The 16,547-nt window shown below is 70.8% G+C and carries 13 protein-coding genes; 6 read left to right on the forward strand and 7 right to left on the reverse strand.

The window, feature by feature from the left end:
- Positions 1-210: 210 nt before the first annotated feature.
- From BMY97_RS37145 to ssd, 7 genes are all read right to left on the reverse strand, one after another.
- Positions 211-543 carry an Rv3654c family TadE-like protein gene (locus BMY97_RS37145; protein ID WP_245787696.1) on the reverse strand — a complete coding sequence of 111 codons (333 nt, stop codon included), beginning with the start codon at positions 541-543 and terminating at the stop codon, positions 211-213.
- A gap of 569 nt (positions 544-1,112) precedes the next feature.
- The gene (locus tag BMY97_RS37150) at positions 1,113-1,553 is read right to left on the reverse strand and encodes a TadE family type IV pilus minor pilin (RefSeq protein ID WP_342744073.1); all 441 of its coding nucleotides are present in this window, start codon (positions 1,551-1,553) and stop codon (positions 1,113-1,115) included.
- Entirely contained in the window at positions 1,553-1,717 is a 165-nt protein-coding gene (locus BMY97_RS37155; protein ID WP_091626899.1) for a DUF4244 domain-containing protein, read from the reverse strand. The genes BMY97_RS37150 and BMY97_RS37155 overlap by 1 nt, the downstream gene beginning before the upstream one ends.
- 33 nt (positions 1,718-1,750) lie before the next feature.
- Positions 1,751-2,461, reverse strand: a complete 711-nt coding sequence (locus BMY97_RS37160) for a type II secretion system F family protein (RefSeq protein WP_218156965.1) — start codon at positions 2,459-2,461, stop codon at positions 1,751-1,753.
- 229 nt (positions 2,462-2,690) lie between these two features.
- A complete protein-coding gene (locus tag BMY97_RS37165; protein WP_342744074.1) occupies positions 2,691-3,266 on the reverse strand; it encodes a type II secretion system F family protein in 576 nt (191 codons plus the stop codon).
- Between the two features lie 182 nt (positions 3,267-3,448).
- On the reverse strand, positions 3,449-4,591 hold the full coding sequence (locus tag BMY97_RS37170) for a TadA family conjugal transfer-associated ATPase (protein WP_091626904.1): 1,143 nt from the start codon (positions 4,589-4,591) through the stop codon (positions 3,449-3,451).
- 589 nt (positions 4,592-5,180) lie between these two features.
- A complete protein-coding gene (gene ssd, locus BMY97_RS37175) occupies positions 5,181-6,254 on the reverse strand; it encodes a septum site-determining protein Ssd (protein ID WP_091626907.1) in 1,074 nt (357 codons plus the stop codon).
- Between the two features lie 1,481 nt (positions 6,255-7,735).
- On the opposite strand from ssd, the gene BMY97_RS37180 reads away from it, so the two are divergent.
- The 6 genes from BMY97_RS37180 (at position 7,736) to murQ (ending at position 16,538) form a co-directional block, all read left to right on the forward strand.
- Positions 7,736-8,581 carry an HAD family hydrolase gene (locus tag BMY97_RS37180; RefSeq protein ID WP_091626910.1) on the forward strand — a complete coding sequence of 282 codons (846 nt, stop codon included), beginning with the start codon at positions 7,736-7,738 and terminating at the stop codon, positions 8,579-8,581.
- Between the two features lie 928 nt (positions 8,582-9,509).
- Positions 9,510-11,336 (forward strand): glycoside hydrolase family 3 protein, encoded by a 1,827-nt coding sequence (locus BMY97_RS37185; RefSeq protein ID WP_425425385.1) that lies wholly within the window; start codon positions 9,510-9,512, stop codon positions 11,334-11,336.
- On the forward strand, positions 11,333-12,598 hold the full coding sequence (locus tag BMY97_RS37190) for an exo-beta-N-acetylmuramidase NamZ family protein (RefSeq protein ID WP_091626912.1): 1,266 nt from the start codon (positions 11,333-11,335) through the stop codon (positions 12,596-12,598). The genes BMY97_RS37185 and BMY97_RS37190 overlap by 4 nt, the downstream gene beginning before the upstream one ends.
- A gap of 10 nt (positions 12,599-12,608) precedes the next feature.
- Complete coding sequence (locus tag BMY97_RS37195) at positions 12,609-14,378, forward strand: serine hydrolase domain-containing protein (RefSeq protein WP_091626915.1); 1,770 nt, start codon at positions 12,609-12,611, stop codon at positions 14,376-14,378.
- Positions 14,379-14,679: 301 nt separating this feature from the next.
- Positions 14,680-15,591 (forward strand): MurR/RpiR family transcriptional regulator, encoded by a 912-nt coding sequence (locus BMY97_RS37200; protein ID WP_091626917.1) that lies wholly within the window; start codon positions 14,680-14,682, stop codon positions 15,589-15,591.
- 17 nt (positions 15,592-15,608) lie between these two features.
- Entirely contained in the window at positions 15,609-16,538 is a 930-nt protein-coding gene (gene murQ, locus BMY97_RS37205; RefSeq protein WP_091626920.1) for an N-acetylmuramic acid 6-phosphate etherase, read from the forward strand.
- The last annotated feature ends 9 nt before the right edge of the window (positions 16,539-16,547 follow it).

The raw sequence follows: 16,547 nt of genomic DNA on the forward strand, positions 1-16,547 counted from the left end.
CTACCGGGCTACCGGGCTACCGGGCTACCGGGCTACCGGGCTACCGGGCTACCGGGCTACCGGGCTACCGGGCTACCGGGCTACCGGGCTACCGGATCAGCCTCGCCTGGTCTGGAATCGCCCTGGTGAGAAGGGCTTTGGCCACGTCGGTTCCGGCCGATCCGGTCCGAGATCAACCGGACTGACGGGTCTGCGAAAGGTCCGGACTGGTCAACTGGGCAGACCGACAGGGCCGGCGCGGGCCCGCGCTTTAGGTGGTGGCAGTCCGGGGACGGGAGCGCGGGTGGCGCGGACCTCGACCAGGGCGTCGCGCTGGTCCCAATGGCAGTTGGTGACTTCGGCGCCCTGGTGATCGGCCACTTCCCGAGCACGTTCGCAGGCCTTGGCGGGACCATCGGCGGCGTGGGCTGCGGCGGCGAGCGCGCCGAGGTCAGCCGCCGCCTCGACCCGATGCCGCGCGGCGACAGCCGCACCGAGCCAGCAAGCGGCAGCCCCCAACCAAACGAGCCCGGCGACCGCGAGCGCCGTCCAGACGGTCGCCACCCCTCCATCACCCCGGAATACCGGCTGCTCCACTTCCCCGGCACGGCCCTGCCACACTGGCTGGCCCGCTTTCTTATCTCTCCCGCGGACCAGCCGCCCCACCTCCTTATCTCTCCCGCGTATCGGCCGACTCGCCGCTTCACCTCGCCGAAACATCGGCTTTCCCAACTCTTCAGGGTCCTGCCGCGCGGACCAGCCAACCCCGCCGCTTCGCAGCCGCACCAGCCGACTCATCTCCTCACTTCCGCGGAATATCGGGCTGTCCCGCCTCTCCTCCTCGCCGCCGCATCGGTTGGCCCGCCTCCTCGCCTCGCTGCCGTAACGGTTGCCCTGCGTCCTCAACTGCTTGGCGCATGGGCTGGACCCGTCTCGTGGATTCGGCACGGCAGCCGGTCTGTTCCGGTCGTCTGGTGCAGCGGGTGGTAGCGCCGGCGTGGTGTTCGGTGGTTCGTGCGATTGGCGTGATTTCTCAAGTGCGGCAAGCAATATCGCCGCTTCGGCCGAAGCGGTGAAGGGCATCGTTTGGGTGGCCGGGGAAGGGCGCGGGGTCGTTTGGGTGGGCCGGGGCATCAGGTGGGTCCACCTTCTTCGTCGCTGGGCGGTATCGCGGGTGCATGGCTTGACTGCGTTGCAGGGGAAGGCGCCGACGCCGGTTGGTCGGTGGGGTCGGTGCCCGGTTCCGCGATGGCGAAGGCCGCGCCACCTAGGTGGATGCCCGGGAGGAAGCCGGCGAGGGCGTCTGTGGTGACTTCGGCCGTGATGCCGTCGCCGGAGCGGCGGAGTGCCAGCTTCGCGCCGTGCGGGGCGATCGTCTGCACCACGGCTTCGGCGGCACCCGGCTGGCCGGCGGCAGTCAGCCGGGCCGCCTCGCGGGCGGCGTCGAGGCAGCGGATGTGCCCGCTCAACGCGCCGATGCCTGCCATCAGCATCGCCAGCACAGCCGTGAGCGCCCCCAACGAGATGGCGGCTTCGACCGTGACGAAACCGCCGTCCCGGCGACGGCCGGGCATCAGGTGGCCACCGTCAGGGCCCGCTGGATCAAGCCCGACAACGCGGTCGAGATCGAGTCCCCGGTCAGCAGTGCGTAGAGGGCAAGGGCGAACGCCGCGGCCGCCACCGTGCCGATGGCGTACTCGGCCGTGGTCGTCCCCTCGTCTCCGCGGAGGAGGTGCATCGTCGTGGATCCTTTCTGTCCATTGTGGATTTTTCATAGCAGGCTGCCGATTCGCTCGGCCAAGCCGAGCACCACGGGCAGCACGCCGAGGCAGAAGAACGCGGGCAGGAAACAGAGGCCGACGGGCAGTGCCAGCGCGACCCCCGCCCGTTCCGCGCGCTCCTCGGCCTCGACACCGAGGCCATCGCGCAGGCGACGGGCAAGCTCATCCGCGGTCGTGGCGAGCGTGGTGCCCGCCCGCGCGGTGCGGGTTGCGGCGACGGCCAACTCGTCCAAACCGGGTCGCGCACGTGTCGGCGCCCAGGCCTGCGCCGGCTCGGCGCCAAGCGCGAGCAGACTCGCGGTGGAGTGGAGCGCCTTCGCCGTGTCGGGAGGAGCGCCCCGGCCGACTGCATCGAGAGCGATAGGCACAGGCAAGCCGGTACGCAGGCAAGCGGCGAGAAGGTCCAGCGTCGCCGCGGACCGGAGCCGTTCGCTGATGTCGGCGTCAGGATCCTTGCGGCGACGGGAACGACGCAACGCCCACCAGCCACCGAAGCCCACGATCACACCGGCCGGTACACCCGCGACGACCACAGCCGAGACGCCTGCGACAACGGCGGTCGCGAGGTGCATGACGGGCGGGCTGGGCAACCGCAGTTTCGCCGCGGCCGTCGGGGCCAAGTGACGCGGGCGGACCGCGCTCGGCCAGATCACGAGCGCGACGGCGGCGAGCACCAGTGCCGCTCCGGCGGACCAGGTCATTCCGGCACCGCCTCTCGGCTGGTGGCCGAGATGCCCGACCAGGCGGCTTCTGGCTGTTGCGTGGAGTGGGCCGGGTAGGAGGCGAGTTGTCGCGGAGCCTGAGCGGCCGGCATCGGGATGACTCGACGACGCGGTGGGCAATTCGTCACGGCGGTGACTTCGGCGTGGGGTGCGCTGGTGTCTCCGTCGGCCGTGAGGAAGGCGGAACGGAGTGACGTGGTGTGGGCGGTCATCGCGGAGCCGTTCGGGTGGTGAGGGTGCGGGACCACGCCGTGCCGGCCCACAGGAGGGCCGCGCCGACGATCAGGAAGCCCTGGCCCAGGAGAGTTCGTGTCAGGACCCTCAGCGGATCGGCGCCGATAGCTTGCCCCAGCAGCAGACAGAGCGGCGGCAGCCCGGTGAGCACGGTGGCGCTCATGCGCGGGCCGGCCATTTTCGCGTGGAGGCGGCGGGCGAAAGTCGTTGTCGCGTCTACGTCTCGGCGAGCGGCGTCCAAGACGTCGGCCATCGGGAGGCCGTGGCGGCGGGCGAGGGTCCAGGCCGTGGCCAGTTCTGGGAGCACCGCCGACTCGAGGGCGCCGTCGAGGCGGGCGGCTGTTGTGAGGTTGCGTAGTTCACCGGCCAGCTCGGGGACGGCGTCGGCCGCCGCTTCGGCCGCGTGGATGGGGTGGGCGCCGGCGCGGAGCTCCGCGACCATCGTGCGGAGGACGGTCGACGTTCGTTGCGCGCGGGCCAGCGCGCGGGCCGTTTCCCTTCTACTGCCCCATTCCTGGCGGAACGCGATGGTGACCAGCACCGTGGCCACGGCACCTCCCATCCCAATGAGAGGGAGAGCGATGAGCGTCGGCAACAGCCAGCGCCAGCGACGGGCCAACGCCGGGACCGTACGCGCGTTGATGCGGAACCGGGACGGCGGTTGCAGACGGCCCGGGATCTCGGGCCAACAGAGCAGCCCGACGCCGAAACAGAGCAGGGGCCACGCGGTGATCATGGCTTCTCCTCATGGAAGAGGGCACGGTCGAGCGTCCAGCGGCCGGCGCGCCAGACCGGAACGATCTGGACCTCGCCCTCGACCGAGCGGAGGACGGCCACTTCGGCGAGCTTGCGGCGTCCACCGGCAGCGCGGCGCATGTGCAGAACAACGCGGACGGCGGCGGCAAGCTGGCTGTGCAGCGCCTCGCGGCCCAGCCCGCCGAGTGCGGCCAGCGCTTCGAGACGGGCGGGGACTTCGGCCGGTGAATTGGCATGGAGGGTGCAGGCGCCGCCTTCGTGGCCGGTGTTGAGCGCGTTCAGGAGTGAGCAGACCTCCGCGCCGCGGACCTCGCCGACGACCAAGCGGTCCGGGCGCATACGCAGCGCCTGACGGACCAGTTCGGGTAGCTCGACGGCACCGGCACCCTCCACATTGGCCGGTCGCGCGACCAGGCTGACGAACTGCGGGTGCCCCGGGCGCAGCTCACCCGCGTCCTCGACACAGACGATGCGCTCCGACGGGGACACCGCGCCCAGGAGCGCGCCGAGCAGGGTCGTCTTGCCGGCGCCGGTGCCGCCCGTGACGAGGAAGGCCAGCCGTCGCGAGAGGACGGAGCGCAGGATGCGGACCCCGGACGCGTCGAAAGCGCCGAGTGCGCGGAGGGAGTCGAGGTCGTGTGTCGCGGGGCGGAGAACGCGTAAGGAGAGGCAGGTGCCGTTCGCGGCGATCGGGGGCAGAACCGCGTGGAGGCGGATGCGACCGCCCGTGCCGGAGCCGGGGAGCCAGCCGTCCACGTAAGGCTGGGCGTCGTCGAGCCTTCGGCCCGCGGCGAGCGCGAGCCGCTGCGCGAGCCGGCGGACGGCCTCCTCGTCGGCGAAACGAACCGGCGTGCGGATGAGACCCGTGGGTCCGTCGGACCAGACCTGGTCGGGCGCGGTGACGAGGACATCGGTGACCGCCGGGTCCTCGAGCAGCGGCGCGAGCGGGCCCGCGCCGACGAACTCGTCGCGCGCCTGGCGGACCGCGTCCAGGACGGCGTCGTGGCTGAGCGCACCGCCGGCCTCCGCCCGCACCGCCTCGGCGACGGCAACCGGATCAGCCGGACGGCTGTCACCCGCCAGCCGAGTGCGGACCCGCTCGACGAAGTCGGTCGTCATGCGACGGCTGCGAATCGAATCTGGGCGGCGACCGATTTCGCGGGACTGTCGCAAGTGGACGACGGGTGGTGGGGCTCCGGTGCGGCCTGGATAAGGGGAACGGGGGCGGGTGAGGACATCGACGGCTCCGGAGGTCGGTTGGTGGCTGCGGGGTGGAGGTGGTGGCGGGCAGGGGTGGCGGGCGCCGGGATGTGAGCGGCGGGGTGGCGCGGGCTGGCTTGGGCGGGAGGGCGAGTACCGGGGCAGGGCTCAGACGGGAAGGCAAGCATGAGGTTTGGGCGACGGGTTGGAGAGCGCCCCGGGCGGGGCTCGGCGGGTTGGAGTGCGCGCGGACAGATGGGCGGGCTCGGGCGAGTTGGAGAGCGCGCGGGCGGGGCTCGGGCGGGTGGAGTGCGCGCGGTCAGGTTGGCGGACAGGTGGGCGGGGTTGGGGCGGGATGGCGGACAGGTGGGCGGGGCTGGGGCGGGATGGCGGACAGGCAGACAAGTGGATGGGGCCGATGGGGTGGACGAGCCGACGGGTGGACGGATGGGACGGGTGGACAGGTGACAGGACCGGACGGGATTCGATGGCGTCTCGGGCCCGGCGGTCACGCAGCGGCGTAACCGGGTGGGGCTGGAGTCGCGTGGTCCTGCGCGGCGGCGAGGATCGCGCGGGCCGTGGTGGTCAGGGGGCCTCGGGAGTGGAGGGTGAACTCGCCGGTTTCCAGGGACTCGGCCAGGCGGCGTTCGGGTGGGAGGGTGGCCAGCAGGGGCGGGCCGAGGAGGGCGGTGGTGCTCGACGGGGACGCGCCGGTGATCGAGCGTCCACTTGCGACTACCGCCAGACGGTCGGTGTGGGCGGACAGGCGGCGGAGCACCTGCTTCGCCGCCATACAGGCGCGGAACTCCTGCGGGACGAGCAGGACGACCAGGTCCGCGACGGCGCTTACCGCCAGTGCGCCTTCGTCCAGGGAGCGGGAAAGGTCGCAGACGACGGTCCGTCCCGCGCGACGGCCGGCGGTCACGACAGCGGACAAGGCGTCCGGAGTGGGGCCCGGGCCCTCGCGTCCGCAGGACAGCACCGGAAGCGCACCGCGGGACGGCAGGGCCTCGACGAGGCTCGGGATCGAGACGCGGCCCGACAGGCGCACCTCAGGCCAGCGAAAACCCTCCGCTTTCTCCAGGCCCAGCAGCAGGTCCATGCCACCGCCGAGCGGGTCGCAGTCGACCAGGAGGGCAGGTGACGAGCGGGCGGCTTCGAGCGCGACGGCGGCCGCCAGCACTGAAGCGCCGGCACCACCACGGCCGCCGACCACGGCGATCACCGGTCCTGGTGAGCCGGGTGGGCCGTCGACCACGTCGGCGAAAGCGACCGTCAGGCCCTCCTCGTCGTCGGGCAGGCGGAGGACCTGGTCGGCGCCGACGGCGAACGCTCGGCGCCACGTCTCCTCACCCGGCGTGCCCTTGCACACCATTACCACCCCGGCCCGGCGGGGCAGGCCGACGCGGACGGCCGCGGCCTCCTCGTCCAGCACCACGAGCGGTGCGCGGGTCCAGCGGCCGCGGGCCGCCAGCAGATCGGGCTCGCGGTCGAGTTCACAGCCTGCGGCCGCGGCCACGCGCAGGATCTCGTCGAGCACCGTCTCGTCGGTGGCGACGACAAGCGGACGTTCCGTGGCCATGGTCCCTCCCCGGGAGTAGTGGGCCGGACCACCACCGTCGCCGGACCGCCGGGCCCGCCGCAACGCCCTCCGGCCCCGCCTGTGGATAACCGGGGTCCTGTGGACAACCCGGTCGACGAAATCGATTCAGCACGCCGAACTGTCGGAGGAATGCGGCAGAATTCGCCCCAGGGGGGCGCGGGTATTCCGGCGCGGACATGGTGGCGGCGGAAGACGTCCCGGAATTCTGCTGATACCGCGGAAAAACCACACGAACGTCGAGGAAATGACGCTGAGAGAGACCCAGGTGGCCCGCGGGAGCGGAAATCGGAGGCAGAAACCTGGGGAGGGTGGAAATCCGGACTGGATCGAGACGGTCGCGAAAGTCCGGATGGGGCGGTGATTCCGGCAAGGATTCGAGGGAGGCGGAGTAGAGGACGAAGCAGGGCATGGTCAGGTCAGGTGGGGATCGGGGTTGACGGCATCGGCGGGGCGGTCGTACAGGCAGGCTGGCTCGGGGGACGAAGTGATCCGGGCTGGGCGGTGGGACAAGAAACTTGGCTGAGTGAGGCCAAAATAGGGGTCGAGATCTGAACGGGCAGCGAGCATGGTTGCGCCAGCGCTGGCAGAGCAGCGGATCGAGTGCGCGCCGGATCAGGGCGACAGTGCCGGCCGCGTTGGCCGAGTGAGGCGGCAACCCGGTCGCAGCAACCGGTGGCAGGCCCAGGCAGGTTGACTTGAGCAGGGCGACAAACCAGCCGCAGCAGGCCAGCGGCCCGGGCAGGTTGGCTCAGGCAAGACGGCAACCCAGCCATAGCAACTGTGACGGGCCAGCGACCCGGGCAGATTGACTTGAGCAGGACGGCAAACCAGCCGCAGCAGCCATGGCGGGCCAGCGACCCGAGCAGGTTGACTCAGGCAAGACGGCAACCCAGCCACAGCAACTGTGACGGGCCAGCGACCCGGGCAGATTGACTTGAGCAGGAAACCAGCCGCAGCAGGCCAGCGGCCCGGGCGCGTTGGCCCGAGCCGGGCAGCGACCCAGCTGTAGCAACCGTGGCAAGAGGGCACCGGGTGTTGGCCCGAGCTGGGCGGCAAATGGGATGCGTCAAGCCGATCCAGGAAGCCGAGCCGCAGTCACCCAGGGAGAAACTGGGCCGAGTTGAAGACCGTAAAAGGCAGAAAACAAGGAAAACGCGGGTGTGCAGAACCGCGGAAACGGAAACCGGAGTGGAATAGAGGGCGGCCCTCGCCAGGGGGGAGGGACGAGGGCCGCCAGGGTTTCAGCCCCGGGGGGTCGGACTGAACCGGGCCCGGTTGGACACCGGGCTCCTCCACTGTAGCTCCGCCGGGCACCGATTGGCGTGCCAGTCGACACCTACGATTCGGTAACGGCATCCGAGGCCGGAAGTACTGTCCTGTCATGGATTTTCGCACTGGGCGGGCGCGCCGGTGTTCGATCAACGCAAGATCCTGTCGGACCCTTCTCCTATCCTGATCACGTGGCCGAACCCAGCAGCGCACCACCGCGCGAATCCCGCCCCGAAGCTCCCCCGCGCGCCGTCGCGGCGTTCTTCGATCTCGACAAGACGATCATCGCTTCTTCCAGCGCGCTGGCGTTCAGCAAACCATTACTCAGAGAAGGCCTCATCAACCGTCGCGCCGCATTGCGTAGCGCGTACGCACAACTGGTCTTCTCGCTCGCGGGCGCCGACGCGGACAAGACCGAGCGGATGCGCGCCGAGGTCTCGGCGCTCTGCGCGGGCTGGGACGTCGCGCAGGTGTCCGCGATCGTGCGGGAGACGCTGCACGACGTCGTCGACCCGCTCGTCTACGTGGAGGCCGCCGAGCTCATCGGGCAGCACCTCGCCGACGGCCACGACGTGGTGGTCCTGTCGGCCACCGGCGAGGAGGTGGCGGCGCCCGTCGCGGCGATGCTCGGCGCCACCCGCTGCGTTGCCACGCGCATGCAGATCGCCGAAGGCCGCTACACCGGCGAGGTCGACTTCTACTGTTACGGCGACAACAAAGCTGTCGCGGCGAAGCAGCAAGCCGCGACGTACGGGTACAACCTCTCCGATTGTTACGCCTATACCGACTCGAGCACTGATGTCCCGCTGCTCGAAGTCGTCGGGCACCCGCACGCGGTGAACCCCGACAAGCTGCTGCGCCGGGAAGCAACCGACCGCGGCTGGCCGATCCTCGCGTTCGAGCGCCCGATGTCACTGCGGAGCCGGATCCCGGCGCGCTCGGCGGGGATGGTGGCGCTCGGTGTGGGCGCCGTCGCGGCCGGGGCGACCTGGTACAGCCTCAGCCGTCGCCGTCGGTCCCGCGGACCTCGGGAATGAGCACCCACCCGGCGGTACCGGACGGTAGTTTTCCTTGTCCAGCCAACAATTATCCGTCGCACAGGGTGCCCGTGTCACTAGATCGAGCCTCTGTACCGGTGCACCCGTCCGCGCACTTGAAGTGACCGGGCTCACGGCGTAGAAAGAAGGTGCGGACGTTGAGCCGGCCAGGACAGAGGTAGAAGAGAAGCCTCTGTCACCCCGGGAAACCTCCGTGCGCGGACTCCGGGTACCCACGCGCAGCACGCCGCGGGAGGCTCGTCGTCTAGGGACTGCGTACCGGGACGCCGGACGCCGAGTCCATGAAGGTACGACCAGAGTTGCACGCTTGGTCGCCCGAGATGTTTCGCGCTTGCAGGCGGCGCCCGTTGGCCATCGGCCGACGGGCGCCGCCAGTGTGTGGGGGTAAAAACTGCCGGGGTTACGGCGAGATTGGCAACGCCTGCGGCCGAACCGCCCGTGCTCTCGGGCCGAGCCGGCCGGTTTCCCGGGGCGAGCCGGAGAAGCAACCACCGCTTCCGGCCAAGCCACCAGCCCCGCAAAGCCGCCGACGGCGTCCGGCCAAGCCGCCAGCCCCGGCGAAACCGCCAGCGGCGTCCGGCCGGGCCGCCAGTCCCACGAAGCCCCCAGCGACGCCCGGGCGGGCCGCCAGTCCCACGAAGCCCCCAGCGACATCCGGCCAAGCCACCAGTACCGCAAAGCCGCCAGCGACGTCCGGGCGGGCCGCCAGTCCCGCGAAACCGCCAGCGACGTACGGCCGGGGTCGCTGGTCCGGGTGAGGCCAGGCCACAAAAGAACCCCTGATCAGCGCGGTAGTTCCTGCGCTCGGCCGATGGACAACGCCGGGTCCGGTGAGTAGCTTCCCGATACCGGCGCCTCCGAGTGGACTTCTGACCACCCGAGGGCGCACGACAGTGGGAGGCCCATCGTGACGACCCGACTCGCGCGCCCGCGCCCGCGGAGGATTCATGCGCTCGCCGTACCCCTCGCCGGCCTGCTTGCGTTCGGCGGTGTCGGCGCTGCGTCCGGCACGACCCCACCGCAGCCGATGAGTGCCGACGCCCAGCTCGACGCCGCTGCGAACCAGGCGTTGCGCGGGCTGAGCCTTGAGGAAAAAGTCGGCCAGCTGTTCGTCACCTGGGTCAACGGCAAGTCCGCCGACGAGGTCAATCCCAAGAACCAGGCCGACTTCGGCGTCGACACCGCGGCGCAGGCGGTCGCGAAATACCACCTCGGCGGGGTCATTTACTTCAACAACGACAGCCGCGACAACTTCGACAGCCCCACGCAGGTCGCGAAGCTCTCCAACGGGCTCCAGCAGGCCGCCGTGACCAGCGGGGCGCACATCCCGCTGCAGATCGGCACCGATCAGGAGGGCGGCACCGTCACCCGGATGGGCGCGCCGGCCACCGAGTTCCCCAACTCGATGGCGATCGCCGCCGGCCGCAGCACCGACAGTGCGAACCAGGCCGCCACGATCATCGGCCACGAGCTGCGCGCGGTCGGCATCAACCAGGACTTCGCGCCCGACTCCGACGTCAACTCCAACCCGGCCAACCCGGTGATCGGCGTCCGCTCGTTCGCCGGGCAGCCGGGCCTGGCGAGCCAGTTCGTGACCGCCGAGGTGAAGGGCTACCAGGAGTCGGGCCTGCCGTCGGCCACCGTTTCGTCCACCGCGAAGCACTTCCCCGGCCACGGCGACGCCGCCACCGACAGCCACACCGGGCTGCCGCGCATCGACCGCACCGAGGAGCAGTGGCGCGCGATCGACGTGCCGCCGTTCAAGGCCGCCATCGCTGCGGGCATCGACTCGATCATGAGCGCGCACATCCAGTTCCCGAGCCTCGACCCGTCCGGCGAGCCCGCGACGCTGTCGAAGCCGATCATCACCGGCAAGCTCCGGAACGAGCTCGGCTACAACGGCGTGGTGATCACCGACTCGCTGGAGATGCAGGGTGTCCGCGAGCTGCACAGTGACGCCGAAATCCCGGTCCTGGCCCTGAAGGCGGGCATCGACCAGCTGCTGATGCCGGTGCACCTGGACGTCGCGATCAACGCCGTGCTGGCCGCCGTCAAGTCCGGTGACCTGCCGATGGAGCGGATCGACCAGAGCGTGCTGCGCGTGCTCAAGCTGAAGCTCAAGCGCGGGATCCTCTACGCGCCGTTCACCAACCCGGCGCAGGTCCCGCGGAAGGTCGGCACACCCGCCCACCTCGCCACCGCGCAGGCCATCGCCGACCGCTCCGTCACCGCGATCGCCAACGACGCCGGCTTGCTGCCGCTCAAGCAGAAGCCCGCGACCGCGCTCGTCACCGGCTGGGGCGTGGCCAGCACCCAGACGCTCGCCGACAAGCTGACCGCGCACGGCACCCGAGCCTCCGCGCTCCAGACCGGGCAGACGCCGTCCGACGAGCTCATCACGCAGGCCGCCACGGCCGCGAAGAGCACCGACCTGGTGGTGGTGCTGACCAACAACCTCGGCGGTTTTCCCTTGCAGAACAAGCTCTTGCAGGCCCTGATGGACACCGGCAAGCCCGTGGTCGCGGTCGCCGCGCAGATCCCGTACGACGCCGGTTACGCCAACCCGGTGCCGACCTGGCTGGCCACCTACGGCTATATCGGACCGTCACTGGAAGCGCTCGCCAAGGTGATTCTCGGCGAGACGAAGCCGGCCGGGAAGCTGCCGGTGGACGTTCCGGCGGGCGCCGACGTGCAGACCGTCAAGTACCCCTTCGGACATGGGCTGACCTGGTGACCATCAACCGCAGGCGCTTCCTGGCCGTCCCGGCGCTGGCCGTGCCCGTTCTCGCGGGCGGTTCGGCCGTCGCCCAAGCCCAGCCACCGGCCCAACCGCAAGACGCACACGTGCTCACCGGCGCCGAACAGCTGGCAGCGCAAGCCTGGCGACCACTCGCCGGACGCAAGCTCGGCGTGCTGTCCAACCCGACGGGCGTGCTCGCGAACGGCGACCACATCGTCGATTCGATGGTCGCCGCGGGCGTGCGCCCCGTGGCGGCCTTCGGACCAGAGCACGGCTTCCGCGGCAGCGCGCAGGCCGGCGGCTCCGAGGGCGACTACACCGACCCTCGCACGGGCATCCCGGTGTACGACGCGTACGGCGCCAACCCTGCGAAGCTCGCGACGCTGTTCACGAAGGCCGGTCTCGACACCGTCGTCTTCGACATCGCCGACGTCGGCGCGCGTTTCTACACCTACATCTGGTCGCTCTACACCGCGATGGTCGCGGCGGCGAAGGTCGGCGCGGCGTTTGTCGTGCTGGACCGGCCGAACCCGATCGGCGGACGGCTGGCAGGCCCGGTGCTCGACCCGAAGTTCGCGTCCGGCGTCGGCCTCAAGCCGATCGCCCAGCAGCACGGGATGACGGTCGGCGAGCTGGCCCGCTTCTTCGCCGCCGAGTTCCTGCCCGGCGAGGGAGTCCGGCTCGACCACCTCGAAGTCGTGCAGGTGCGCGGGTGGCGGCGCGACATTTTCTTCGCCGGCACGGGCCAGCGCTGGGTCATGCCGAGCCCGAACATGCCGACGCCGGACACCGCCCTCGTCTACCCCGGCACCGGGATGTTCGAAGGCACCCTGTTCACCGAGGGCCGCGGCACCACGCGCCCGTTCGAGATCGTCGGCGCGCCCGACGTCGACTGGCACTGGCGCGACGCGCTCGAGGAGCAGCACCTGCCCGGCGCCGCGTTCCGCGAGACCTACTTCGTGCCCACGTTCGGCAAGTTCGTGAACGAGACCTGCGGCGGCGTCCAGCTCACGGTCACCGACCCGCGGTCGTTCGACGCGATCCGCACCGCCGTGACCATGTTCGTCACCGCCAAGCAGGTCGCGCCGAAGCAGTTCGGCTGGCGGCCCGACCTCGCCATCGACAAGCTGTCCGGCTCCGACCGGCTGCGGACCATGGTCGACGCGGGCGCGGGCGTCGAGGAGATCACCGGCGCCTGGCGCGCCGAGCTGGCCGGGTTCGACCGGACCCGCCGTCGTTACCTGATCTACCGCTGAGGAGACCGCCATGCGTGCTAGGAAAGTGCTCGTCGCGACCCTCGGCGCCCTGGTCGCGGCCGCGACGCTGACCAGTGCAGGAGCCGCCGCCATCACCACCGACAGCCACGATCCGCTGGCCGGGCGCTTCGACCGGCCGCGCCACGGGTTCGCCTCGCCCACCACGACGCTGCGCGAGGGACGGCCGTCCGACGTCGGCCTCACCGACCAGCCGATCCGCGACGCCGAGCAGTTCCTTTCGGACTGGACCAAGCCGGACGCCACCGGGCACCCGCACTTCTCCGGAGCCGTGGGCCTGCTCGCGCACGACGGCGTGGTCGTGGACCGGTACGCCGTCGGCGGGGCCCTGCGCTACGCCGACGCGAACGGCACCGAACTGCCGCCGGGCCAGCAGGTCCCGATGCGCGACGACACGATCTTCGACATGGCGTCGATCTCGAAGCTGTTCACCTCGATCGCCGCGCTGCAGCTGGTCGAGCAGGGCGAGGTCGACGTCAACGCGCCGGTCGCGCGGTACCTGCCCGAGTTCGCGGTGAACGGCAAGGGGGCGGTGACCGTCGAGCAGCTGCTGACGCACACGTCCGGCTTCGACGCCGACCCCGTGCCGTCGCTGTGGCAGGGCTACCCCGACATCCCGTCGCGCCGCAAGGCCGTGCTGGACAGCCCGCTGAAGAACGCGCCGGGCACCACCTACCTGTACTCCGACCTGAACATGCTCAACCTCGGCTTCCTGGTCGAGAAGCTCACCGGCGAACCGCTGGACAAGGTGGTCCACGACCGGATCACGGCGCCGCTGGGCATGGTCGACACGGGGTACAACCCGCCCGCGTCGAAGCTGAACCGGATCGCCGCCACCGAGTACGAGTCGAGCCCGCCGCGCGGCCTCGTGCGCGGCCAGGTGCACGACGAGAACGCGTGGTCCCTCGGCGGCGTCGCCGGCCACGCGGGCGTCTTCTCCACGGCGAGCGACATGGCCGTGCTCAGCCAGGCCATCCTCAACGGCGGTGCCTACCGCGGCCACCGCATCCTCCGGCCGGACACGGTCGAGCAGATGCTGACGAACTACAACCAGAAGTTCCCCGACGACTCCCACGGCCTCGGCTTCGAGCTGGACCAGCCCTGGTACATGGGCGCGCTCTCCTCGCCGGTCACCGCGGGCCACACCGGGTTCACCGGGACGACGCTGGTGATCGATCCCGAGTCGCGCTCGTTCGCGCTGCTGCTCACCAACCGCGTGCACCCGACGCGCAACTGGGGCTCCATCAACACCGCGCGCCAGGTCTGGGCGACGTCGCTGGCGAAGGCCATGGCCGTGAAGCCCGTCGAAGGCCGCGACGCGTGGTACGCGGGCCTCGGCAACAGCAGCACGGCGACGCTGAGTACACAGCCTCTGACGCCACGAGCCGGCGGGCCGCTTCAGGTGTCCTTCTCTGCCTTCGTGGACACCGAGGGGCCAACTGATCCATTACAGCTGGAATCGACCACCGACGGGGTTTATTGGCAACCGGTCGCGCTCCGGGCCAGCGGGCCGGGCGCACCGGCCGGGGATGTGACGTCGCTCTCCGGGCACGGGCACCGCGCCTGGTGGCGCGTCACGGCCGAGGTGCCGGCGACGGGCGTTACGACCCTGCGCTGGCGTTACAGCACCGATCCGAATTACACCGGCCGCGGAGTTTCCCTCGACGGTGTGAAAGTCACCGAACGCGGCCGGACGGTACTCGATGGTGAGCGGAATCCGTCGGCGCTGACCGCTTCCGGCTGGATTTTGACCGGTCGGTGACCGACCGGTCACCAGGAGCCCACAACCGAAGCCCGCTCAGCGGCGCACCCACCCGGACGCAGCGACACTAAGTTGCCAAGTCGTTAGCTTGACCTCGTTAACAACCTCGACCTGGTTAGCGACTTTCTGGACAACGATTAATCGCAAATCGAAGTCCGCAGACACGGACGGGTTGCGATCCTGCCGAAGGATGTGGGTAGCCTTGTCACAAATGCCAACGGTTAGTAACTTTCCGACGGTGGACGATGCCGAATCTGTAGTCATCACGGCACCGTCCGAGCACATCGCAGCTCAGGCGACTGTGCGTGACGCGGACTCGAGCCCGCTGGTCCGCATCCGGTCGCTGCTGCCGGGTCTCGCGCGAGCCGAGCAACGGGTCGCGAAGGTCGTGCTGGAAAACCCGGCCTCGGTGGCCAGACGCAGCATCACCGAGGTCGCGCTGTCGGCCAGCACCAGCGAGACCACGGTGACGCGCTTCTGCAAGGCGGTCGGCGTCGGCGGCTACCCGCAGCTGCGCATCGCGCTGGCCGCGGACACCGCCCGCACCGAGGCGCGCACCACGCGCAACCTCGGCGGCGAGATCGGCCCGGAGGACGACCTGGCCGCCGTGATCGGCAAGGTCAGCTTCGCCGACGCGCGCGCGGTCGAGGAGACCGCCGAGCAGCTCGACGTGGCGACCATGCAGCAGGTCATCGACCTCGTCGCGGGCGCCGGCCGCGTGGACGTGTACGGCGTGGGCGCGAGCGCGTTCGTCGCCGCGGACCTGCAGCAGAAGCTGCACCGCATCGGCCGCGTCTGCTTCGCGTGGTCCGACACGCACATCATGCTGACCTCGGCGGCGGTGCTGAGCCCCGGCGACGTCGCGATCGGCGTCTCGCACACCGGCGCGACCACCGACACCGTCGAGGCGCTGCGGGTCGCGCGCGAGCACGGCGCCGTCACCGTCGCGGTGACGAACTTCCCGCGCTCCCCGATCACCGAGGTCGCCGACCACGTGCTGACCACGGCGGCGCGTGAGACCACGTTCCGCTCCGGGGCCACCGCGAGCCGGATCGCCCAGCTCACCGTCATCGACTGCCTGTTCATCGGTGTCGCCCAGCGGCACATGGACGCCTCGGTCAGCGCGCTGGACGCGACGAGGGACGCGGTCGGCTCGCACCGGCTCGGGGTCAGGCCCGACGGTCGCCGCCGTCCGCGGGAAACCGGTAAGTGAACCGAGAAGTGAGGCGCATGATGTCCGTCCCCTGCCAGGCGGTGCACGTCGATTCGCCGACCGAACAGCGGAATCCCCGCACCACGGACATCGACCTGATGTCCACGATGGGGATCCTCGGCGCCATCAACGCCGAGGACCGCCGGGTGCCCGACGCGGTGGCCGCGGTGCTGCCGCAGCTGGCGCGCGCGGTGGACTACGCGGTGGAAGCCCTGCACGGCGGCGGGCGGGTGCACTACGTCGGGGCCGGCACGTCCGGCCGGCTGGCCACCCTGGACGCGGCCGAGCTGGTGCCGACGTTCAACGTGCCGCCGGACTGGTTCGTCGCGCACCACGCGGGCGGCGAGAAGGCCCTTCGCCAGGCCGTGGAGAACGCGGAGGACGACGACGAGGCGGGCGCGGCCGAGCTGGCCGCGGTCGTCCGCCCCGGCGACTTCGTGCTCGGCCTGGCGGCGTCCGGGCGCACGCCGTTCGTCCTCGGCGCGCTGCAGGCGTCCAGCCGCGCCGGCGCGCACACCGGGCTGGTCTCGGCCAACCCGAGCGCGGCCAAGCCGGCCGGGGTCGACGTGCTGATCGCCGTGGCCACCGGTGCCGAGGTGATCGCGGGCTCCACGCGGATGAAGGCCGGCACCGCGCAGAAGCTGATCCTCACCGCCTTCTCCACGGCGACCATGATCAAGCTGGGCAAGACCTACTCGAACCTGATGGTCAGCATGCGCGCCACCAACGCGAAGCTGCGCGGCCGCACGATCCGCATCCTGCAGGAGGCCACCGGCATGACCATGGCCGACTGCTCGGACGCGCTGACCGAGGCGGGCGGCGACCTCAAGACCGCGCTGGTGCACCTGCTGTCGGGCTCCGACGTCGGCCGCGCCGCCGAGGCGCTGGAAGCCAACGGCGGGCACGTCCGCAAGGCACTGGACACCCTCCGGCTGCGAGCCGGCTGACCGTTGCCG

The organism is Amycolatopsis saalfeldensis, assembly GCF_900110575.1.
GTDB lineage: Bacteria > Actinomycetota > Actinomycetes > Mycobacteriales > Pseudonocardiaceae > Amycolatopsis > Amycolatopsis saalfeldensis.